This is a genomic window from Streptomyces sp. NPDC047886, from assembly GCF_043204435.1.
GTDB lineage: Bacteria > Actinomycetota > Actinomycetes > Streptomycetales > Streptomycetaceae > Streptomyces.
Map to the genome: position 1 here is coordinate 1 of NZ_JBIDCF010000009.1, position 20,609 is coordinate 20,609.

The window sequence follows — 20,609 nt, forward strand, 5'->3', positions numbered from 1 at the left end:
GGTTAGCCCCGGGGGGGGGGGGGGGGGGGGGGTGGGGGGGTGGGGGGGGGGGGGGGGGGGGGGTTGGGGTGGGGGGGGGGGGGGGGGTTTGGGGGGGGGGGGGGGGGGGGGGGGGGGGGGGGGGGGGGGGGGGGGGGGTGGTGTTCCCTTCGTCCGGTGGGGGGTCGGGGCCTCTCCGGGCTCACCTCCTCGGGGTCGGCGGCCTTGGCTTCACGTCTTGGGCGCTGTCCCGAAGCCGCCAACCCCTGCGGGGGCGACCCTGCGCGGCCCCTTCCGCCGGCCCGGGTGACCCCGCGCTGTTCTAGGGGGGGCGTTCAGGAGGCGACCCTGCGCGGCCCCTTCCGCCGGACCCGTGCAGTTCCTAGGGGGCGTTCAGGAGCCAGGTGAGGACCTGCGGCAGGGCGTGCAGCGCGTCGAAGTGCGCGGCGGCCGGTTCCAGGACGGCCGTCGCACCCGGGATGCGTTCGGCCAGCCAGCGGGAGTGACCGGGCGGGGAGAAGACGTCCTGCTCCCCGTGCCAGAGCAGGACCTCGCCCGGGATGTCGGCCGGGTCGAAGCCCCAGGGGCTGCAGAACGCCACGGCGTCGTCGATCCAGCCGTACGCCGAGGTGCGCAGCGCCTCCTGGTAGTTGCGGAGCAGCATGGAGCGGACGCCCGCGTCCTTGACGACCCGGCGGTCCGGGGGCGTCAGTTCGCGGCGCAGGTCGTCGAGCAGCTGGACCGGGTCCTTGCGGATGGCGTCGGCGCGGGGGGTGAGCCGGTCGGCGACACCGTCCGGGTCGAGGGTCGCGGCGGTGTACTCGACGACGTTGTGCGCGGTCATGCCCTCGAACCAGTCGAGGCCGGCCGCGTCCCGGGGCGCCAGGGAGACCAGCGTGGCGGTACGGGTCACCCGGTCGGGCAGCAGGGCCGCGCAGGCCAGCGCGTGCGGGGCGCCGCCGGAGCGGCCCACCACGGCGAACCGCTCCAGGCCGAGGGCGTCGGCGATCGCCGCCACGTCACGGGCCACGTCGGCGACGCTGCGCCCCGGCAGGCGGTCCGAACCGCCGTAGCCCGGCCGGTCGTAGGCGATCAGCTGCATCCCGCGCTGGTAGAGGACCATGCCCCTGGGCGCGGGGCCGAGTCTGCTGCCGGGCGTGCCGTGCAGCAGGAAGACCGGACGGCCCTGCGGGTCGCCCAGGCGCTCCACCATCAGCTGCCGGCCGTCCGGCGTGCGCACCCGACGTCGCAAGAGCCCCCGCCTCCTTCGCTGGTGTTCCCCCGGACTGATGATGCCTCATCAAAGTGGTGGGGGAAGTGGGTGGTTCAGGCCGCTTGTGTGAGGAGAACCGGACAGGACTAGTCCTCACCTGGCGGCCATCGGGTCGTTGCACACGGTGTTCGCAGTCGGGATCGACCAGTAGTGACCTCGGGTAGCCCGATGAAGTGGGGGCGCACTGTGCACATCGTGTGCGCGTCCTGAAGTCGACCTTGTGTGCTACCGGCCGGTCTCGGGATAGTAGGCCCCCCATCCTCCGTGTCTGGGCACCCCACTTGTCCCGGCACGGCCCCACAGGAGGTCGATTCTTGAAGCACCGACGCATACCCGCACGCCGTGCTGCCCTCGCGGGCGGAGCCGTTGTGGCTCTGCTGGGCGCGGCCGTCACCTTCCAGACTGCGAACGCCAGTGAGGACGTACCGTCTTCCGCGGTGAAGGCGCTGTCGGCGACGGCGGCCGGAAACCTCGCGTCGACGCTCCACCAGGAGCTCGGTGACGAGGCCGCGGGCGCCTACTACGACGTCAGGTCGAAGACCCTCGTGGTCAATGTGGTCAGCGAGGCGGCGGCCGACTCCGTCCGGCAGGCCGGCGGCAAGGCCCGGGTCGTGGAGAACTCGCTCACCGAACTCTCGGGTGCCCGGCAGACGCTGAAGAACCGCGCGACCATCCCCGGCACGTCCTGGGCGGTGGATCCGGTGACGAACAAGGTGCTCGTCACGGCGGACCGTACGGTCACCGGCGCGTCCTGGGAGAAGCTCACCCAGGTCGTGAAGGGGCTGGGCTCCAAGGCGGAGCTGAAGCGCTCCGCCGGTACGTTCACGCCCTTCCTGGCGGGCGGTGACGCGATCCACACCGGTGGCGGTCGCTGCTCGCTGGGGTTCAACGTCGTCAAGGACGGCGAGCCGCACTTCGTCACCGCCGGGCACTGCGGTGACACCGGCAGCAAGTGGGCCGAGTCGCAGGGCGGTCCGGCCGTGGGCACCATGGTCGACTCGCAGTTCCCCGGCAACGACTTCGCGCTGGTCAAGTACGACCGGGAGGTGGAGCGCCCGAGCGCGGTCAACCTGTACGACGGCGGTGCCCAGGAGATCAGGCAGGCGGCCGAGGCGACGGTCGGCATGAAGGTGACCCGCAGCGGTTCGACCACCCAGGTGCACGAGGGTGAGGTCACCGGTCTGGACGCCACGGTGAACTACGGCAACGGCCAGGTCGTGGAGGGGCTCATCCAGACCTCGGTCTGCGCCGAGCCGGGCGACAGCGGCGGCTCGCTGTTCTCGGGTGACGCGGCGATCGGTCTCACGTCGGGCGGCAGCGGCGACTGCTCCTCCGGTGGTGTGACCTTCTTCCAGCCCGTGACCGAGGCGCTGGCGGAGTACGGGGCTCAGATCGGTTGATCTCATGCCCGGACCGCCTGCCGGTGGTCCGGGCATGCCCTTGCGAAGGCTTGTGAAAGTATTCACAAGCTCGGGACCTTTGTCCGCCGGTCCGGGTCCTTTTCGGGCGGAACAGGGACACCCCCAGGTGTCGAATGGAGGTGTCAGCGAAAAGTTCCATGAAGGAGTACCTGCCATGCAGGCCAAGGACATGGTGGACGGTCTCGTCCGGGGAGCCCTCGTGGCGCTCGACCGGTTCGAGTCGTACGACCAGGACCAGGTCGACCACATCGTCAAGAAGGCCTCACTGGCGGCCCTCAGCCGACACGGGGATCTCGCCCGGCTGGCCGTCGAGGAGACCGGACGGGGCCTCTTCGAGGACAAGGCCGTCAAGAACCTCTTCGCCTGCGAGCACGTCACGAACTCGATGGCAGGGCTCAAGACGGCCGGTGTCATCTCCCGTGACGAACTCAACGGCGTCACCGAGATCGCCGAGCCCGTCGGCGTGATCTGCGCGATGACCCCCGTCACCAACCCCACGTCCACGACCGTCTTCAAGGCGCTCATCGCGCTCAAGACGCGCAACCCGATCATCTTCGCCTTCCACCCGTCGGCGCAGCGCTGCTCCGTCGAGGCCGCCCGCACCGTGCGGGACGCCGCGATCGCGGCCGGCGCGCCCGAGGACTGCGTGCAGTGGATCGAGGAGCCGTCGATGGAGGCCACCGGGCTGCTGATGCACCACGAGGGCGTCTCCACCATCCTCGCCACCGGCGGCAACGCGATGGTGAAGGCCGCCTACTCGTGCGGCAAGCCGGCCCTCGGCGTCGGCGCGGGCAACGTACCGGCGTATGTGACCCGGAGCGGCAAGCTGCGGCGCGCCGTCCACGACATCGTGCTGTCGAAGTCCTTCGACCACGGCATGATCTGCGCCTCCGAGCAGGCGGTCATCCTCGACCACGAGGTGTACGAGCAGGGCATCGCCGAGTTCGAGCGGCTCGGCGCGTACGTGGTCAACGCCGCGGAGAAGGCCAAGCTGGAGGAGTACCTGTTCGGTACGACCGCCAACGCCGAGAACTGCGCGGGCGCCAAGCTGAACGCCGCCGTCGTCGGCCGGTCGGCCGGGTGGATCGCCGAGCAGGCCGGGTTCGCCGTCCCCGACGGCACCTCGATCCTGATCGCCGAGTGCGCGGAGGTCGGCGAGGCCGAGCCGCTCACCCGCGAGAAGCTCTCCCCGGTCCTGGCCGCCCTGAAGGCCGACTCGACCGAGCACGGTCTCGACCTGTCCGCCCGGATGGTCGAGTTCCACGGCCTGGGGCACAGCGCGGCCATCCACACCGAGGACGAGGAGCTCGCCGAGGAGTTCGGCAAGCGGGTCAAGGCCGTGCGCGTCATCGTCAACGCGCCGTCGACCTTCGGCGGCATCGGCGACGTCTACAACGCCTTCCTGCCCTCGCTCACCCTGGGCTGCGGCTCGTACGGGCACAACTCGGTGTCGAACAACGTCACCGCGGTCAATCTGATCAACGTCAAGCGGATCGGACGGCGCAACACCAACATGCAGTGGTTCAAGGTCCCCCCGAAGATCTACTTCGAGCGCAACGCCCTCCGCTACCTCGGCGAGATGGACGGCCTGAAGCGGGTCACCATCGTGACGGACAAGACGATGGGTGAGCTGGGCTTCGTCCAGAAGGTCACGCGGATCCTCCAGTCGCGGCCGTCCCCGGTGGTCCTCCAGGTGATCGACAACGTCGAGCCCAACCCGGAGCTGGAGACCGTACGGGCCGGCGCGGCGATGATGCGGGACTTCGAGCCGGACACGATCATCGCGCTCGGCGGTGGCTCGCCGATGGACGCGGCCAAGATCATGTGGCTGATGTACGAGCACCCGGAGGTCGAGTTCGCGGACACGAAGGAGAAGTTCTTCGACATCCGCAAGCGCGCCTACAAGTTCCCGGGACTCGGCGAGAAGGCCAAGCTGGTCGCCGTCCCGACCACCTCGGGCACCGGCAGCGAGGTCACCCCGTTCGCGGTGATCTCCGACCCGGTGGCGGCCCAGAAGTACCCGCTCGCCGACTACGCGCTCACCCCGCACGTCGCGATCGTGGACCCGGTGCTCCCGATGCGGCTGCCTCCGACGGTCACCGCCGACTCGGGATTCGACGCGCTGACCCACGCCACCGAGGCGTACGTGTCGGTCTACGCGAACGACTACACCGACGGGCTGTGCCTCCAGGCGATCAAGCTGATCTTCGAGAACCTGGAGCGGTGCGTGGTGAAGGGCGCGGACGACCCCGAGGCCCGCGAGAAGATGCACAACGCGTCGACGGTCGCCGGTATGGCCTTCGCCAACGCCTTCCTGGGCCTGGTCCACGCGATGGCCCACACCCTGGGCAACACCTTCCACGTCGCCCACGGCCGCACCAACGCGCTGCTCCTGCCGCACGTCATCCGGCACAACGGCCAGATCAGCGGCAAGGCCACCCCGTGGCCGAAGGCCGAGGTCTACCGGGCCCCGGAGCGGTTCCAGGAGATCGCCAGGATGCTGGGCCTGCCGGCCGCGACGCCCGAGGAGGGCGTGGAGTCCTACGCCCGCGCGGTGGAGGAACTGCGTGACCGGTGCGGCATACCGGCCTCGTTCCAGGCGGCCGGGGTGGACGAGGAGGCCTTCCTGGAGGCGCTGCCGCAGCAGGCGATGAACGCCTACGCCGACCAGTGCGCGCCCGCGAACCCGCGGATGCCGATGCTGGACGAGATGCAGCGGCTGATGACGCAGGCGTACTACGGAACGCGGGAGGTCGCCCCGAAGGAGGCGTGAGAGCTGCCCGGCCGGCCGGCTGCTGACGGGCCGGCCGGCCGGGTATGACGGCGAGGGCTCGTGCGGTCTGCGGCAAACCGCACGAGTCCTCGCCTTTCGCATGCGCCGGAGGCTGCCACGGGGGTGCGGCCTCCGGCGCATGCGTTCACGGGTGCCGGGGCTCAGGTGTCGACCGGCCTGCCGGGGGTGCCGTTGTCCCTGCGGAGCGTGGACAGCACCAGGGTGATCACCGTGCCGGCGATCGCCCAGACCGAGAGGACCTGGAGCGCGCCCGAGACCGCGTTGCCCCGGAAGTACGCGATCGAGCGCGCCGCCCAGGTGCCCGCGCCCGGCGGCAGGCCGGGGCCGATCGCCCGCCAGAAGTCGGGCAGCATCGGGCCGGGGAAGGCGCCGCCCGCGCTGGGGTTGCCCGCGATGACGATCAGCAGGACGGCCAGGCCGATGCCCACGATCCCGGTGAGCGCCTGGAGTGCCAGGGTGACCGCCCCGACCGCGAAGACCACCAGCGCGCCCAGCCCCCACAGTGCCGCGAGGCTGCCGGGCAGGGCTCCCAGGACCGGGCCGACGATGATCGCGCCGCCCAGGCCGCCGATGAGCGCCGAGACCAGCAGGACGGCGAGCCGGATGATCGCGCGCCGGGTGTTGGCGGGCCGGGCGCCCGCGCTGATCGCGAGGATCGACGCCAGCAGATAGCCGCCCACGCACCAGCCGACGACCAGGTAGAACGCCGACAGGCCGTCGAAGTCCTCGTCGGACGCGGGGGCGACGTCCACCGTCCGTACCGTGCGGTGCCGCGGCCGTTCGACCTCGACGGCGATCCGCTCCAGGGCGGTGGCCAGGACCGTACCGCCGCCCGACGCGACCAGCAGGGTGTCGGTGGTGCCCGCCGGGTCGATGATCAGGGCGCCGTCGATCTCCCGGTCCATGATCTGCCGCCTGGCCTCGCCCTCGTCGGCGATGACCCGCGGATCCAGCGGCTTCCCGGGGAGCGCGCCGAGCCGTGCGGCGGCCTGCCCGGCGGCCTGTCCGGGAGCGACCACCCCGAAGGGGACCTCCTGGGGCTTCGGGTTGTGCAGGGCGCCCACATAGGAGGCGATGAACAGCAGCTGGAGAGCGAGGACGCCGACGACCAGCAACGCGGCCCGGGGCGTGACGGCGTTTCTCAGTTCTTCGGCGAGCGTCATGCCCCCACGCTCCGGGCAGCCCCCTGTTTCCGCAGGTGGGGCGGGGCCGAATGGTGGACGCACCCGATGTCGTACAGACGTTCGAAACTTGGTCTATGGTGGTGGAGGGGGAGGTGAGGTTCGATCGATCCAGGAGGTGTGGGTGCCCGGGTTCACGCATCTGCACACCGTTTCGGGCTTTTCCCTGCGGTACGGGGCCTCGCACCCGGAGCGGCTGGCCGCCCGCGCCGCCGAACGGGGCATGGACGCCGTCGCGCTCGCCGACCGTGACACCGTCGCGGGCGCGGTCCGGTTCGCCCGCGCCTGCGCCAAGGAGGGCGTCCGCCCGCTGTTCGGGGTGAACCTCGCGATCGGCGCCCGGACCACCGAGGTCACGGGCCCCACCGAACGCCGGCGCACCCCCGTGCGCGGCGGCGCCTTCATCGACGAATCCGCACCCCGCGCGATCTTCCTGGCCCGCTCCCGGCGCGGCTGGGCCACCCTGTGCCGGCTCGTCACCGCCGCGCACGCCACCGGCGGCGGCCGGCCGCTGCTGCCCTGGGCGGACAACCGCGGCGACGACGTGACCGTCCTCCTCGGCCCCGACTCCGACGTCGGCCGCGCCCTGACCGCCGGCCGCCCCGACCGCGCCGCCCGGCTCCTCGCCCCCTGGCGCGAGGTGTACGGCGACGCCCTGCGCCTGGAGGTCGTCCACCACGGCCGCACCGGCACGGGACCCGGCTCGCTCCGGCACGCCGCCCGCACCCTCGGCCTCGCCGCCGACCAGGGCGTACGGGCCGTGCTCAGCAACGCCGTCCGGTACGCCGACCCCGGCCAGGGGCCGGTCGCCGACGTTCTCGACGCGGCCCGCCGCCTGGTCCCCGTCGACCCGCGCAAGGGCCTGGACAGCGGCGAGCGCTGGCTCAAGGACCCGGCCGCGATGGCCGCGGGCGCCGAACGCGTCGCCGAGGCCGCCGGGCTCCGCGGGGACGCGGCCCACCGGCTGCTGGCCATGACCGAGGACACGGCGGGGGAGTGCCTCGTCGACCCCGAGGACGACCTCGGCATGGGCAGCGTCCACTTCCCCGAACCCCACCTGGTCGGCGCGGACCGCCGTACCGCCGAGCGGGTGCTCCGCTCGCGCTGCGCCGCCGGGATGGTGCTGCGCGGCCACGACCAGGACAGGGCGTACTGGAACCGGCTGGAGGACGAGCTGCGCACCATCGAGCGGCTCGGTTTCGCCACGTACTTCCTCACCGTCGCCCAGGTCGTGGACGACGTACGGGGCATGGGCATCCGGGTCGCCGCGCGCGGCTCGGGCGCCGGGTCGCTCGTCAACCACCTGCTCGGCATCGCCCACGCCGACCCGGTCGAACAGGACCTGCTGATGGAGCGGTTCCTGTCGGTGCGGCGGCCCGCGCTGCCCGACATCGACATCGACGTGGAGTCCGCGCGCCGCCTGGAGGTCTACCGCGCGATCCTGGACCGGTTCGGTCCCGAGCGGGTCGCCGCCGTCGCCATGCCCGAGACCTACCGGGTGCGTCATGCCGTACGGGACGTGGGCGCCGCCCTCTCCATGGACCCGGCCGACATCGACCGGATCGCCAAGTCGTTCCCGCACATCCGCGCCCGGGACGCCCGCGCCGCCCTGGACGAGCTGCCCGAGCTGCGCGGACTCGCGGGCGAGCGGGAGAGGTACGGCAGGCTGTGGGAGCTGGTGGAGGCGCTGGACGCGCTGCCGCGCGGCGTCGCCATGCACCCGTGCGGGGTGCTGCTGTCGGACGCGTCCCTGCTCTCCCGTACCCCGGTGGTGCCGACCAGCGGCGAGATCCCCCTGGCCGGTGAGGGCCGGGGAGGCTCCCCCTTCCCGATGTCCCAGTTCGACAAGGACGACGTGGAGGAGCTGGGGCTGCTCAAGCTCGACGTGCTCGGCGTGCGGATGCAGTCGGCGATGGCGCACGCGGTCGCCGAGATCGGGCGCACCACGGGGGAGCGGGTGGACATCGACGACCCGGCGCAGGTCAGACCGGGTGATCCCGCGACGTACCGGCTCATCAGGTCCACCGAGACGCTGGGCTGCTTCCAGATCGAGTCGCCGGGTCAGCGCGATCTGCTCGGCCGGCTCCAGCCGTCCACCTTCCACGACCTGGTGGTCGACATCTCGCTGTTCCGGCCGGGACCGGTCGCGGCCGACATGGTCCGCCCGTTCATCGCGGCCCGGCACGGGCGGGCCCCGGTCCGCTACCCGCACCCGGATCTGAAGGACGCGCTGGAGGAGACGTACGGGGTCGTGGTCTTCCATGAGCAGATCATCAAGATCGTGGACATCATGACCGGCTGCGGCCGGGCCGAGGCCGACGCGGTACGGCGCGGTCTCTCCGACCCGGAGTCGCAGGGGCGGATCAAGGTCTGGTTCGCGCGGCGGGCGAAGGAGAGGGGGTACGCGGACGAGGTCGTCGCGCGTACCTGGGAGATCGTCGAGGCGTTCGGGTCGTACGGGTTCTGCAAGGCCCACGCGGTGGCCTTCGCCGTGCCGACGTACCAGTCGGCGTGGCTCAAGGCGCACCACCCGGCGGCCTTCTACGCGGGGCTGCTCACCCACGACCCCGGGATGTATCCGAAGCGGCTGCTGCTCGCGGACGCCCGGCGGCAGGGGGTGCCGGTGCTGCCGCTGGATGTGAACCGCTCGGGAGCCGCACACCGTATCGAACTGGTGTCTGATGGCGTGTCCGGTTCGTCCCGTAACTGGGGGCTGCGGCTCGCGCTCTCGGACGTCCACGGCATCAGCGAGGCGGAGGCCGCCAGGATCGAAGCGGCCCAGCCCTACTCCTCCCTGCTGGACTTCTGGGAGCGGGCCAGGCCCAGCCGCCCCGTCGCCGAACGGCTCGCCCAGGTCGGCGGACTCGACGCGTTCGGCGCCAACCGGCGCGACCTGCTGCTGTACCTCGCCGAACTCCACCGCGCCCAGCGGGGCGCCGGCTCGTACGGCGACCAGCTCCCGCTCGCCGGAGGCCGGAAGGCCGCGCCCCTCGGTCTGCCCGACCTGACCGACGCCGAACGCCTCAGCGCCGAACTGGGCGTGCTCTCCATGGACGCCTCCCGCAATCTGATGAGCGATCACCAGGGCTTCCTCGAGGAGCTCGGCGCGGTCACCGCCCAGCGGCTGCGTACCGCGACGAACGGGCAGACCGTCCTGGTCGCGGGCGCCAAGGCGGCCACCCAGACCCCGCCGATCCGCTCCGGCAAGCGCGTCATCTTCACCACGCTGGACGACGGCACGGGCCTGGTCGACCTGGCCTTCTTCGACGACAGCCACGAGCGGTGCGCCCACACCGTCTTCCACTCCTGGCTGCTCCTCGTACGCGGAGTGGTCCAGCGGCGCGGCCCGCGCAGCCTCAGCGTGGTCGGCTCCGCCGCCTGGAACCTCGCCGAACTGATCGAGCTCCGCCGCGACGGCGGCCTCGACGCGGTCGCCGCCCGGCTGGCCGCGCCGGCACCGGCCGCATCCGCCGAGCCGCCGCCGGCCGACAGCGGCCGCCGGATCACGATGCCCACCGGATACGAGATGAACCCCTGGGCGGATCTGCGCCCGGCGGGCGAAGGAGCGGCACCCGGAAGGAAGTTGTGGCACCAGAGTCAGGGGAGCGCGGGATGACCACCGGCACGGGAGACGGGTACGGGACGGCCGGGAGGATTCTCTACGTACGGTTCCGGCTGGAGCCCATGTACGAGGCGATGCTGCCACGGCTGCTCGGGCTGCTCGGCGAGCTCACCCCGGTCGTGCAGGCCGCCCCGCCCGACGCCGCACTCGCCGATGTACGCGGCGCCCTGCGGTACTTCGGGCGCGGACCCGCCGAACTGGCCGCGCTGATCCGGGTGCGGGCACTCGCCCGGTACGGCGTGGACTGCGTCATCGGGGCGGGCCCCAATCCGATGCTGGCCCGGATGGCGGCCCGCGAGGCCGTGCCCGGCACGACCCTGGTGGTCACGGACCCGGACGGCTTCCTGCGCGACAAGCCGGTCGACGCGCTGGACGGGGCGGGCCCCGCCACCGCCCGTACGCTCCGCTCGTACGGGCTCGACACCGTCGGCCGGGTCGCGGACGCCCCGCTCGCCGTGCTCCAGCGCGTCATCGGGGCACGGGCCGGACGCGAGCTGTGGGAAAGGGCGCGGGGCATCGACCGGAACCCGGTCGTCCCCAACGGTGCCGCCCGCTCGGTCGCCGCCGAACGGGCCTTCCCCCGCGACGAGCTGGACCGGGAACGGCACCGGCGCGCCCTGCTGTCCCTCGCCGGGGAACTGGGCGCGCGGATGCGGGCCGACGAGCAGGTGTGCCGTGCGCTGACCCTCACCGTGCGGTACGCCGACCGGACCGTCACCACGAGGACCCGCACCCTGCGCGAACCGACGGCGCACTCGGCGGAGCTCACCGCCGTCGCGTACGCGATGCACGAGGCGCTCGGGCTGCAACGCGCCCGGGTGCGGGCGATCGCGCTGCGCGCCGAGGACCTGACGCCCGCCGAACAGGCCGCGCACCAGCTCTCCCTCGACCCCGCCGACGAGAAGGCGCGGCGGCTGGAGGCGGTGGCGGACCGGGCACGGGCCAGGTTCGGGCCCGGCGCGATCATCCCGGGTTCGCTGGCCGCCTAGGCCCGTAGCGCGGTCGGGGCGGGCTCGCGCATTTTTTACCGACGCGTAACTTCCCTCTTACCGCTACCCGTACGTAACTTGGCATGAGCGCGGCATCCCCGTGCCGCGCATCCCCATCAGTGGTCCGGGCCGCTGGGGCGTACCGCCATCGCCCTTTTCCTTGAGCCGCGAGGAGACCACTCGATGCTGCCCCCACGCTTGCGGTCGGTGCTCAGAGCCCTGACCGTCCTGCTCCTGATCGCCACCGCCGCACTCGTGCCGGCCGGTACGGCGCAGGCCGCCTCAGCCCCCGACCGGGGCTGGAACGACTACTCCTGCAAACCGTCCGCCGCTCATCCCCGGCCGGTCGTCCTGGTCCACGGAACGCTCGGGAACTCCATCGACAACTGGCTCGGCCTCGCCCCCTACCTGGTGCGGCGCGGCTACTGCGTCTTCTCCCTCGACTACGGGCAGCTGCCCGGCGTGCCGTTCTTCCACGGCCTCGGCCCCATCGCCAAGTCCGCCGAACAGCTCGACGCGTACGTGGACAAGGTGCTCGCCGCGACCGGCAAGGCCGAGGTCGACATCGTCGGCCACTCGCAGGGCGGCATGATGCCCCGCCACTATCTGAAGTTCCTCGGCGGGGCCGCGAAGGTGAACGCCCTCGTCGGTCTCGCGCCCGACAACCACGGCACGACCCTGCTGGGTCTCACCCGGCTGCTGCCGCACTTCCCGGGCGCGGCCGACCTGTTGAACGAGAAGACGCCGGGCCTCGCCGACCAGGTGGCCGGCTCCCCGTTCCTCCAGAAGCTCAACGAGGGCGGCGACACCGTGCCCGGGGTGCGGTACACGGTCATCGCCACCAGGTACGACCAGGTCGTCACGCCGTACCGCTCGCAGTTCCTGGACGGCCCCGCCGTCCGCAACGTCCTCCTCCAGGACCTGTGCGCCGTCGACCTCTCGGAGCACCTGGCGATCGGACTGCTCGACCGGATCGCCTTCCACGAGGTGGCCAACGCCCTCGACCCGGCGCGGGCGACGCCGACCACCTGCGCGTCCGTCCTCGGCTAGGACGCCCTGCGGCGGGCCGCGGCGAACATCAGCCCGGCACCGGCGGCCAGGACGGCGGCCCCGCCGGCGGCGACGTACGGCACCGTGCCGTCGCCGCCGGTGGCGGCCAGGTTCTGGCCGTCGGAATTCGGCGCGGGCGCGTTCGGCTCCGGCGACCCCGCCGCGAGCGGCACCGCGGAGGCGGTGGGCGCTCCGGACGCCTCGGGCGACGCGGACGCCGTGGGCGCCTGGGACGCCGTGTCGCCGTGGTCGTCGCCGCCGTGCCCGTTGTGGTCGACGGTCGACTTCTCGGCACTGTCGGCGATCTGCTCCTCGGAGGGCGCCGAAGCGGTCGGCGCGGGGCCGCTGCCGCCGCTGTCCTTGCCGAACACCACGTCGGAGCAGGTGTAGAAGGCCTCGGGGGAGTCCGAACGCTGCCAGATCGAGTAGACCAGGTGGCGGCCCGACTTGGCCGGGACGGTGCCGTCGAAGACGTACGAGCCGTTCTCCAGCTTCGGGTCGGTCACCTTGGCGAACGGCTTGTCCTCCAGGTCCGCCCAGGTCAGCGGCTTCGACGGGTCGTAGCCGTCCTTGGTGACGTACAGCTCGAACGAGCCCCGGTGCGGGGCCGTCGCGCGGTAGCGGAACGTGTGGTTCCCCGACGTCAGGGCGCTCGCAGGCCAGTCGCCGCGCGCGAGGTCGAGACCCTTGTACTTGTCGCGTCCGGCGCTGCACAGCTTGCCGTCCGGGATCAGCTCCCGGTGCCGGCCGGCCGCGTCACCGATGTTGACCTCGTTCCAGTCGTAGAACGCCTGGGTGCCGCTCGCGGCGACCGCCGCCTTGCACGCCGCCGACTTCGGGCTCTCGGGCCCCTCGGCATGGCAGGCGGACACCCGGCTGACCGGGTCCGTCATCGAACCGTGCGCGGCGGCGGGAGCGGCGGTCAGCCCCACCAGCGCCAGCGGGACGACCCCGACGACGGCGGCGGTGACGGCGGCTGCGGTACGGGGAGCGATGCGGGAAGCGCTCACGGTGCGTTCTCCTTCGGTGGAACGGGGAGTGTGGGGGTCACGCGGCCCCGGGGGAACGGCCCGGGGCGGACGGGGCCGGCCGACCGGGCACGCGGCGCGGCCCCCCGACAGCGCCGATGGCCCGAACCAGCCCCGGTGATCAGCAAGCTAGCCCCTCGAAACGCCGAAACCGCCTGCCGGAGGCGGGAGATGGGGATCCTTATGGTCCGCTTAAGGCACCGCTAAGCAGGCCCTCAGGAAGAACCGGAGGAAGGACCGGGAGGGCTCCGGGTGAGGGCGCGGGAAGGGCTCGGGACGGCTCCCGGACGGCTCCGGGTGAGGCCGTCGCGAGGGAGTCGGGGGCGGTCCTCGCACAGACGCCCCGGCGACCGCACCCGCGCGGTCAGCCCGTGTGGCGGTAGCGGCGTTCCGGGCGGCCCGTGCCGCCGTAGCGGAGCGTGACCTCGGCGCGGCCCGTCTCCGCGAAGTACTCCAGGTACCGGCGGGCGCTCACCCGGGACAGCGAGCCCGCCTCGGCGCACTCCGTCGCCGACAGGCCCGCCGGGTGGGCGCGCAGGATCCGGTCCACGAGGTCCGCCGTGTGCGCCGCGAGGCCCTTGGGCAGTTCCCGCGAGCCCCGGGGGCGGGCGCCGAAGAGCCGGTCGACGTCCTCCTGCCGCGCCTCGTCCAACGCCTCCAGGCGCGTCCGCAGCGACGCCACGTGCAGCAGCTGCTCCCGCAGCGCGGCCTGGCTGAACGGCTTGATCAGATAGTGCAGAGCCCCGGCACGCAGCGCCGAGCGGACCGTGTCCGCGTCCCGGGCGGCCGTGATGAACAGGACGTCGGCATGGCCGCGCTCCTCGTCGCGCTCCTCCGCCGCCCGCAGGGCACGCAGGACCTCGAGCCCGTCCATGTCGGGCAGATAGACGTCCAGCAGCACCAGGTCGGGACGGAGCGCCTCGGCCGCGCGCAGCGCTTCGGCGCCGCTGTGCGCCACGCCCGCGACCGAGAAACCGCCCACGGCGGACACATAGCGGCTGTGCAGCTTGGCGACCATGAAGTCGTCGTCCACCACCAGCACTGTCGTCACCCCGCCACGCTAGGTCGCGACCACAAGGACCACAACGTCCGTTGGTTGCGGAAGAGAGACAGGTTCTTAACGCGCGGGCAACATGTGGGCCACTTCACAGTTCCCCCGGCCAGCCCGGAAAGAACCGAAAGGCGGCACACGTGCGATCGCGCACTCCCCTCGCCCTCATCGGGGCCGCGCTTCTGGTGCTCGTGGGGCCGCCGCTGCTCAGCACGGGCAGCGGCTCCGACACCGGCACCCAGATCCCCGGCCTGCGCTTCATGGTCCCCAACACGCCCGGCGGCGGCTACGACATCACCGCGCGCACCGCGGCCAAGAACGCCGAGGACGCCGGCCTCACGCACAACATCGAGGTCTTCAACCTGCCCGGCGCCGGTGGCACCGTCGGCCTGACCCGGCTCGTCAACGAGCACGGCAACGGCAGGCTCGCCATGACCATGGGCCTCGGTGTCGTCGGAGCCGTCCACACCAACAAGACGCCCAGGACCCTCGCCGACACCACCCCGATCGCCCGGCTCACCGAGGAGCAGGACATCGTGGTGGTGTCCGACGACTCCCCGTACCGGACCCTGCAGGACCTCCTCAGGGCCTGGAAGGCCGACCCCGGCAAGCTGCCCGTCGGCGGCGGCTCGTCGCCCGGCGGCCCCGACCACCTCGCGCCCATGCTGATGGCCCAGGCGGCCGGCATCGCGCCCCGGTCCGTCAACTACATCCCGTTCGACGGCGGCGGTGAACTCCTCGCGTCGATCCTCGGCGACAAGGTCGCCTTCGGGGTGTCCGGCGTCGGCGAGTACCTCGACCAGATCAAGGCGGGGGAGCTGCGGGTGCTCGCCGTCACCGGCCCGAAGCGGGTTCCCGGACTCGACGCGCCCACGCTCCGCGAGGCCGGCCTGGACACCGACTTCACCAACTGGCGCGGCATCGTCGCACCACCGGGCCTCTCCGACGCCGAACGCGACAAGCTCGTCGGTCTCGTCACCGAGCTCCACGGATCGCGGCAGTGGCGCGAGTCGCTGAAGAAGAACGGCTGGGACGACGCCTTCCTCACCGGGGACGCGTTCGGCACCTTCCTCGACGAGCAGAACCGGCGCGTCGACACCGTACTGAAGGAGCTGGGACTGTGAGCACCCCCGCGACCGGCACCCGGCCCCCCGCGAACGGCGCCCGCCGGCGCCTCACCGACCGGCTGCGGGAGAAGTCCGAACTCGGGGTCGGAGCCCTGCTGTTCCTGATCGGCGTCCTCGTCCTGACCGACGCCGTCACGATGGACATCGAGATCACCCAGCGCGGCCCCGTCGGCCCCAGGACCGTGCCCCTCGTCATCGGTGCCGGACTGCTGCTCGTGGCGGTCCTCCTCACCGTCGACGTGCTGCGCGGCGGCCGGGGCGAAGCCGAGGGCGGCGAGGACGTCGACCTGTCAGGACCCGGCGACTGGCGCACCGTCCTGCTGCTCGCCGGGGTGTTCCTCGGCAACGCCGTCCTCATCGACCCGCTCGGCTTCCCCGTCTCCGGCGCGCTGCTCTTCTGGGGCTCCGCCTACGCGCTCGGCAGCCGCCGGCCCGACCGGGACCCGCTGATCGCGGCCGTCCTCTCGCTCGTCACCTATGTCGTCTTCAACAACCTGCTCGGCGTCCCGCTGCCCGGCGGCCCGCTGATGGGAGTGGTCTGATGGATTCCCTGAACTCCCTCATCGACGGCTTCGGCACCGCCCTCACGCCGGTCAACCTGCTCTGGGCCGCGATAGGCGTCCTGCTCGGCACCGCCATCGGCGTCCTGCCCGGCATCGGCCCCGCCATGGCGGTCGCCCTGCTCCTGCCCGTCACCTACGGCCTCGACCCGACCGGCGCGTTCATCATGTTCGCCGGCATCTACTACGGCGCCATGTTCGGCGGCTCCACCACCTCCATCCTGCTGAACACGCCCGGCGAGAGCGCCGCCGTCGTCGCCGCCATCGAGGGCAACCCGATGGCCAAGGCGGGCCGCGGCGCCCAGGCGCTCGCCGCCGCGGCCGGCGGCCACTTCGCCGGCGGCATGATCGGCACGATCCTGCTGGTCGCGCTCGCCCCGACCGTCGCCGCGCTCGCCGTCGACATCGGCGCGCCGGACTACTTCGCCCTCATGGTGCTCGCCTTCATGGCGGTGACCTCGGTGCTCGGCTCGTCCCGCGTCCGGGGCGCGGCGTCCCTGCTGATCGGCCTCACCCTGGGCCTGGTCGGCCTGGACCAGATGACCGGACAGCAGCGGCTCACCTTCGGCTCCCTCCAGCTCGCCGACGGCATCGACGTCGTCATCGTCGCGGTCGGTCTCTTCGCCATCGGCGAGGCGCTGTGGGTCGCCGCCCATCTGCGGCGCGGCGGCGGCGACGCCATCCCCGTCGGCCGGCCCTGGCTGGGCGCGGCGGACATCCGGCGGACCTGGAAGCCCTGGCTGCGCGGACCGCTCATCGGCTTCCCGTTCGGGGCGATCCCGGCGGGCGGCGCGGAGATCCCGACGTTCCTGTCGTACGTCACGGAGAAGCGGCTGTCGAAGCACAAGGGCGAGTTCGGCAAGGGGGCCATCGAAGGCGTCGCCGGACCGGAGTCCGCGGCGTCCGCGTCGGCGGCCGGCACCCTCGTCTCCATGCTCACCCTGGGCCTGCCCACGACGGCGACCGCCGCCGTGCTGCTCGCCGCGTTCCAGCAGTACGGCATCCAGCCCGGCCCGCTGCTCTTCCAGCGTGAGTCCGAGCTGGTGTGGGGCCTGATCGCCTCGCTGTTCATCGGCATGATCCTGCTGCTGGCGCTGAACCTGCCGCTGGCCCCGCTGTGGGCGAAGCTGCTGCGGGTGCCCCGCCCCCACCTGTACGCGGGCATCCTGTTCTTCGCGGCGGTCGGCGCGTACGCGGTCGGCGGAGAGGCACTGGACCTGGTGATCCTGCTGGTCATCGGTCTGATCGGGCTCGGAATGCGGCGCTACGGCCTGCCGGTGCTGCCCGCCGTCATCGGGGTCATCCTCGGCCCGGCCGCCGAACAGCAACTGCGCCGTGCCCTCCAGATCAGCGACGGCGGCCTCACCGGTCTGGTGAACACCCCGTTCTCGGTCGCCGTCTACGCGGTGATCGCGCTCCTGCTGGCCTGGCCCCTGCTGAGGAAGGTGATCGTCCGCCGCCGTGACGTGGCGGCATGACCGGCGGCATCGGGACCGCCACCGGTTCGGGATCGGCACCGCTTCGGAGTCGGCACCGGTTCGGGACCGCTACCGGTTTGCGACCGCCACCGGTTCGCGACCGCCACCGGTTCGGGACCGCCGCCGGCTCACGGCGTCCCCCGGGTGGCGACCGAAGCGGTCGCCACCCGGGGAAGGCGCCCACGACCGCCTCGCTTACCGCACGCCGCCGCCCCCACGGGCCAGGGCCTCCAGCTCGTCCAGCGCCTCCCGCGCGCGGGCCGCGGCCTCCGGGTCGCGGTCCGCGAGACCGCTCGCCTCGAACTCGTCCTCGTCCAGCCGCAGGACCTCCGTGCCGTCCGCCGACACCCACAGGTCCAGATCCAGGTCCTCGACCACCACCTCGGAGGCGGTGACGGACGCGGGCCGCGTGATGTCGCAGTACCAGCCCTTGAGCGTGCCGTCGGCCGCCCTGACCTCCTTCACCGCGTACCAGCGGTCCCGCCAGTAGTCCTCCTCGAAGACATCACCCGGCTCGAACCGTACGAAGCCGAAGTCCCGTACCCCGTCGCCCGCCCACGCCGCCCGGACCGTGATCCGGGTACCGTCGTCCGCGACCACGTCGGCCGGATACCTGATCTTCGTCCGGCCCGCCTTGACCAGCACCACATCGACAACCGTCATGGTCCCGCACGCTACGCGCGACCCGCCCCGGGCGCCTGCCGGTTTCTCTCCGGTGGGGGACAATCGGGCCGTGACCCTGAAGATCGTCATCGATACGGAGACGGCGACCGCGCCGTACGAGCAAGTGCGCGCCCAGATCGCCGAGCAGGCCAGGTCCGGGCGGTTGCCCGCCGGCTGCAAACTGCCCACCGTGCGCGGCCTCGCGCAGGATCTCGGGCTCGCCGCCAACACGGTCGCCAAGGCGTACCGGGCGCTGGAGACCGACGGCGTGATCGAGACCCGCGGCCGGGCCGGGACGTTCGTCGCCGCTGCGGGCGACGCCGCCGAACGCCGCGCCGCGACGGCGGCCGCCGCCTATGCCGCGGAGGCCCGGCGGCTCGGGCTGTCCCGGGCGCAGGCGCAGGCCACCGTGACGGAGGCCCTGCGCGCGGCGTACGGGCAGTAGGCCCCGCCCCGCTACAGGTACAGGCCCGCGTCCACGCCCTTCGGCTGGTCCGGTACGGACGCCGGGCCCGTGCCGCGCCGCAGCGCGTACAGCTCCGCCAGGGTCGCGCCCTCGCGGCCGACCCCCTCGTCGGAGCCGAGCCACGCCACCGCCTCCGGCCGGGTCAGCGCGCCCACCTCGATCCGGGCCAGACAGCGGCCCGGCCGGACCACCGCCGGGTGCAGCCGCTCCAGGTCCTCGTTGGTGGTCACCCCCACCAGGACGTTGCGGCCCTGGCCGAGCAGACCGTCCGTCAGGTTCAGCAGCCGGGACAGCGCCTGGCCCGCCGTGTGCCGCGCCTCGCCCCGGATCAGCTCGTCGCAGTCCTCCAGCAGCAGCAGCCGCCACCGGCCCTTCGCGGTTCCCTCGTCCTCACCGATCGCGATGTCCATCAGATAGCCGACGTCGTTGAAGAGCCGCTCCGGGTCCAGGACGCAGTCCACCTGGCACCAGTCGCGCCACGACCTTGCCAGCGTGCGCAGCGCGGATGTCTTGCCGGTGCCGGGCGGGCCGTGCAGCAGCAGGAGCCGGCCCGCGATGTCGTCGGGCGTGACCTTCATCAGCCGGTCCATGGCCGCCGCCACCGGCGCGGTGTAGTTGGGCCTCACCTCGTCCCAGGTGCCGGCGGCGATCTGCCGGGTCGTACGGTGCGGACCGCGCCGCGGTGACACGTACCAGAACCCCATGGTCACGTTCTCCGGCTGGGGCTCGGGGTCGTCCTGCGCCCCGTCGGTGGCCTGCTTCAGGATGCGTTCGGCCAGCTCGGAGTCGGTCGCGGTGACCGTCACGTCCGCCCCGCGGTTCCAGCGGGAGACCAGCAGGGTCCAGCCGTCGCCCTCGGCGAGCGTGGCGCTGCGGTCGTCGTCGCGGGCCGAGCGCAGTACGTCGGCGCCCGGCGGCAGCAGGTTCGAACCGGGCTTGACGCGGTCGATGGTGCGGCTGTGCGAGTAGGGCTGCTCGCCGGTCGCGAAGCGTCCGAGGAACAGCGCGTCGACGACGTCGGCGGGCGAATCGCTGTCGTCGACGGTCAGCCGGATGGGCAGGGCATCCTCAGGGGTGGCGGGCATGCGCCCATGATCCGGCACATGCCCGTTTCCCGCACCGCGTTTTGGCCGCGCCACTACCCACGTGTCCCGGCGAGCAGGGCGGCCGCCCGGCGGGCCCGGCGCACCACCGCGTACCCCTTGGTCAGCGCCCGGTCCCGGGCGAAGACCCGGCCGACCGCCCGGCCCTCTACCAGCCGCGCGAACTCCTCGGCGCCGGTGGAGCGCCGTACCGTGACGCGCCGCAGCGCGTACGGGCCCTGCCGGCGCCGCGCCAGGTCGTTGCCGACAGCGAGTGCCTGCGCGAACCCGGCGGCGCGCACCGCCTGCCGCACCCGTCGGCTGGAGTAGCCGTACGGGTAGGCGAAGGACACCGGGGCGGCGCCCAGCTCGTCGGCGACGATCTCCCGGCACCGTACGGTCTCGGACCGGAGCCGCTCGTCGTCCAGTTGGTCGAGCTGCGGGTGGGAGTGGGTGTGGCCGCCGATCTCCGTACCGGCGGCGGCCAGTTCGCGGACCTGGTCCCAGTCGAGCATGGTGTCCGGGGCGCCGCCCCGCTCGTGGGGGCCGCGCAGCCACCCCGTGGACACGAACAGGGTGGCGGCGAAGCCGTGCCCGGCGAGCACCGGCAGGGCGTGCCGGTGCACCCCCTCGTACCCGTCGTCGAACGTGATGAGCACCGGCCGGTCCGGCAGCGGCCCGCCCGTGCGCCACGCCGCGCCGAGCTCGGCCGTGGTCAGGGGCGTGCGGCCGTGTCCGGCGAGCAGAGCCATCTGTTCGGCGAACGCCTCCGGCGAGACGGACAGCCCGTACGCCGCCCGCGCGGGCCGGTGCCCCACGGCGTGGTACATCAGGATCGGTACGGC

At 72.8% G+C, this 20,609-nt stretch carries 16 protein-coding genes; 9 read left to right on the top strand and 7 right to left on the bottom strand.

Translation table 11 applies throughout. The annotated features are described in order from the left end of the window. Positions 1-361: 361 nt before the first annotated feature. Complete coding sequence (locus ACGF5U_RS25550; RefSeq protein WP_392715407.1) at positions 362-1,231, bottom strand: alpha/beta fold hydrolase; 870 nt, start codon at positions 1,229-1,231, stop codon at positions 362-364. A gap of 335 nt (positions 1,232-1,566) precedes the next feature. Between ACGF5U_RS25550 and ACGF5U_RS25555 the strand changes: the two genes are divergently transcribed. Then, a complete protein-coding gene (locus ACGF5U_RS25555) occupies positions 1,567-2,652 on the top strand; it encodes a S1 family peptidase (RefSeq protein WP_392715406.1) in 1,086 nt (361 codons plus the stop codon). A 175-nt stretch (positions 2,653-2,827) separates the two neighbouring features. Then, a complete protein-coding gene (gene adhE, locus ACGF5U_RS25560; protein ID WP_392715405.1) occupies positions 2,828-5,446 on the top strand; it encodes a bifunctional acetaldehyde-CoA/alcohol dehydrogenase in 2,619 nt (872 codons plus the stop codon). Positions 5,447-5,607: 161 nt separating this feature from the next. Here adhE and ACGF5U_RS25565 read toward each other — a convergent pair whose 3' ends face one another. Continuing rightward, on the bottom strand, positions 5,608-6,630 hold the full coding sequence (locus tag ACGF5U_RS25565; RefSeq protein ID WP_392715404.1) for a DUF3533 domain-containing protein: 1,023 nt from the start codon (positions 6,628-6,630) through the stop codon (positions 5,608-5,610). Between the two features lie 142 nt (positions 6,631-6,772). Between ACGF5U_RS25565 and ACGF5U_RS25570 the strand changes: the two genes are divergently transcribed. From ACGF5U_RS25570 to ACGF5U_RS25580, 3 genes are all read left to right on the top strand, one after another. After that, positions 6,773-10,264 carry a DNA polymerase III subunit alpha gene (locus ACGF5U_RS25570; protein ID WP_392715403.1) on the top strand — a complete coding sequence of 1,164 codons (3,492 nt, stop codon included), beginning with the start codon at positions 6,773-6,775 and terminating at the stop codon, positions 10,262-10,264. Beyond that, a complete protein-coding gene (locus tag ACGF5U_RS25575) occupies positions 10,261-11,259 on the top strand; it encodes a hypothetical protein (protein WP_392715402.1) in 999 nt (332 codons plus the stop codon). Before ACGF5U_RS25570 ends, ACGF5U_RS25575 begins: the two co-directional genes overlap by 4 nt. A 183-nt stretch (positions 11,260-11,442) precedes the next feature. After that, positions 11,443-12,309 carry an esterase/lipase family protein gene (locus tag ACGF5U_RS25580; protein WP_392715401.1) on the top strand — a complete coding sequence of 289 codons (867 nt, stop codon included), beginning with the start codon at positions 11,443-11,445 and terminating at the stop codon, positions 12,307-12,309. Here the strand turns inward: ACGF5U_RS25580 and ACGF5U_RS25585 are convergent. Continuing rightward, positions 12,306-13,319 (bottom strand): lytic polysaccharide monooxygenase, encoded by a 1,014-nt coding sequence (locus ACGF5U_RS25585; protein WP_392715400.1) that lies wholly within the window; start codon positions 13,317-13,319, stop codon positions 12,306-12,308. The genes ACGF5U_RS25580 and ACGF5U_RS25585 overlap by 4 nt on opposite strands. A gap of 382 nt (positions 13,320-13,701) precedes the next feature. After that, positions 13,702-14,388 carry a response regulator gene (locus tag ACGF5U_RS25590; protein WP_392715399.1) on the bottom strand — a complete coding sequence of 229 codons (687 nt, stop codon included), beginning with the start codon at positions 14,386-14,388 and terminating at the stop codon, positions 13,702-13,704. Positions 14,389-14,528: 140 nt separating this feature from the next. Here ACGF5U_RS25590 and ACGF5U_RS25595 point away from each other — a divergent pair, with 140 nt between their 5' ends. Genes ACGF5U_RS25595 through ACGF5U_RS25605 form a run of 3 tightly spaced genes read left to right on the top strand, consistent with a single transcriptional unit; the run spans position 14,529 to position 17,553 of the window. Next, positions 14,529-15,512, top strand: a complete 984-nt coding sequence (locus tag ACGF5U_RS25595; RefSeq protein WP_392715398.1) for a Bug family tripartite tricarboxylate transporter substrate binding protein — start codon at positions 14,529-14,531, stop codon at positions 15,510-15,512. Further along, on the top strand, positions 15,509-16,057 hold the full coding sequence (locus ACGF5U_RS25600; RefSeq protein ID WP_392715397.1) for a tripartite tricarboxylate transporter TctB family protein: 549 nt from the start codon (positions 15,509-15,511) through the stop codon (positions 16,055-16,057). Before ACGF5U_RS25595 ends, ACGF5U_RS25600 begins: the two co-directional genes overlap by 4 nt. After that, positions 16,057-17,553, top strand: coding sequence for a tripartite tricarboxylate transporter permease (locus tag ACGF5U_RS25605; RefSeq protein WP_392715396.1), 1,497 nt, complete (start codon positions 16,057-16,059; stop codon positions 17,551-17,553). The genes ACGF5U_RS25600 and ACGF5U_RS25605 overlap by 1 nt, the downstream gene beginning before the upstream one ends. Before the next feature lie 195 nt (positions 17,554-17,748). Here ACGF5U_RS25605 and ACGF5U_RS25610 read toward each other — a convergent pair whose 3' ends face one another. Next, the gene (locus ACGF5U_RS25610) at positions 17,749-18,216 is read right to left on the bottom strand and encodes a DUF402 domain-containing protein (RefSeq protein WP_392715395.1); all 468 of its coding nucleotides are present in this window, start codon (positions 18,214-18,216) and stop codon (positions 17,749-17,751) included. A 70-nt stretch (positions 18,217-18,286) separates the two neighbouring features. Between ACGF5U_RS25610 and ACGF5U_RS25615 the strand changes: the two genes are divergently transcribed. Further along, positions 18,287-18,661, top strand: coding sequence for a GntR family transcriptional regulator (locus ACGF5U_RS25615; protein ID WP_392715394.1), 375 nt, complete (start codon positions 18,287-18,289; stop codon positions 18,659-18,661). 11 nt (positions 18,662-18,672) lie between these two features. Here the strand turns inward: ACGF5U_RS25615 and ACGF5U_RS25620 are convergent, their stop codons facing one another. Then, positions 18,673-19,767, bottom strand: coding sequence for a DUF5925 domain-containing protein (locus ACGF5U_RS25620; RefSeq protein WP_392715393.1), 1,095 nt, complete (start codon positions 19,765-19,767; stop codon positions 18,673-18,675). A gap of 53 nt (positions 19,768-19,820) precedes the next feature. Further along, positions 19,821-20,594 carry a polysaccharide deacetylase family protein gene (locus tag ACGF5U_RS25625; protein ID WP_392715477.1) on the bottom strand — a complete coding sequence of 258 codons (774 nt, stop codon included), beginning with the start codon at positions 20,592-20,594 and terminating at the stop codon, positions 19,821-19,823. Positions 20,595-20,609: the final 15 nt, after the last annotated feature.

What these genes read in the sequence shown, in the direction of transcription:
- ACGF5U_RS25605 (WP_392715396.1), top strand. Translation starts at nt 16,057, where the DNA reads ATGGATTCCCTGAACTCCCTCATCGACGGCTTCGGCACCGCCCTCACG.
- ACGF5U_RS25580 (WP_392715401.1), top strand. Translation starts at nt 11,443, where the DNA reads ATGCTGCCCCCACGCTTGCGGTCGGTGCTCAGAGCCCTGACCGTCCTG.
- adhE (WP_392715405.1), top strand. Translation starts at nt 2,828, where the DNA reads ATGCAGGCCAAGGACATGGTGGACGGTCTCGTCCGGGGAGCCCTCGTG.
- ACGF5U_RS25625 (WP_392715477.1), bottom strand. Translation starts at nt 20,594, where the DNA reads ATGTACCACGCCGTGGGGCACCGGCCCGCGCGGGCGGCGTACGGGCTG.
- ACGF5U_RS25610 (WP_392715395.1), bottom strand. Translation starts at nt 18,216, where the DNA reads ATGACGGTTGTCGATGTGGTGCTGGTCAAGGCGGGCCGGACGAAGATC.
- ACGF5U_RS25575 (WP_392715402.1), top strand. Translation starts at nt 10,261, where the DNA reads ATGACCACCGGCACGGGAGACGGGTACGGGACGGCCGGGAGGATTCTC.
- ACGF5U_RS25620 (WP_392715393.1), bottom strand. Translation starts at nt 19,767, where the DNA reads ATGCCCGCCACCCCTGAGGATGCCCTGCCCATCCGGCTGACCGTCGAC.
- ACGF5U_RS25565 (WP_392715404.1), bottom strand. Translation starts at nt 6,630, where the DNA reads ATGACGCTCGCCGAAGAACTGAGAAACGCCGTCACGCCCCGGGCCGCG.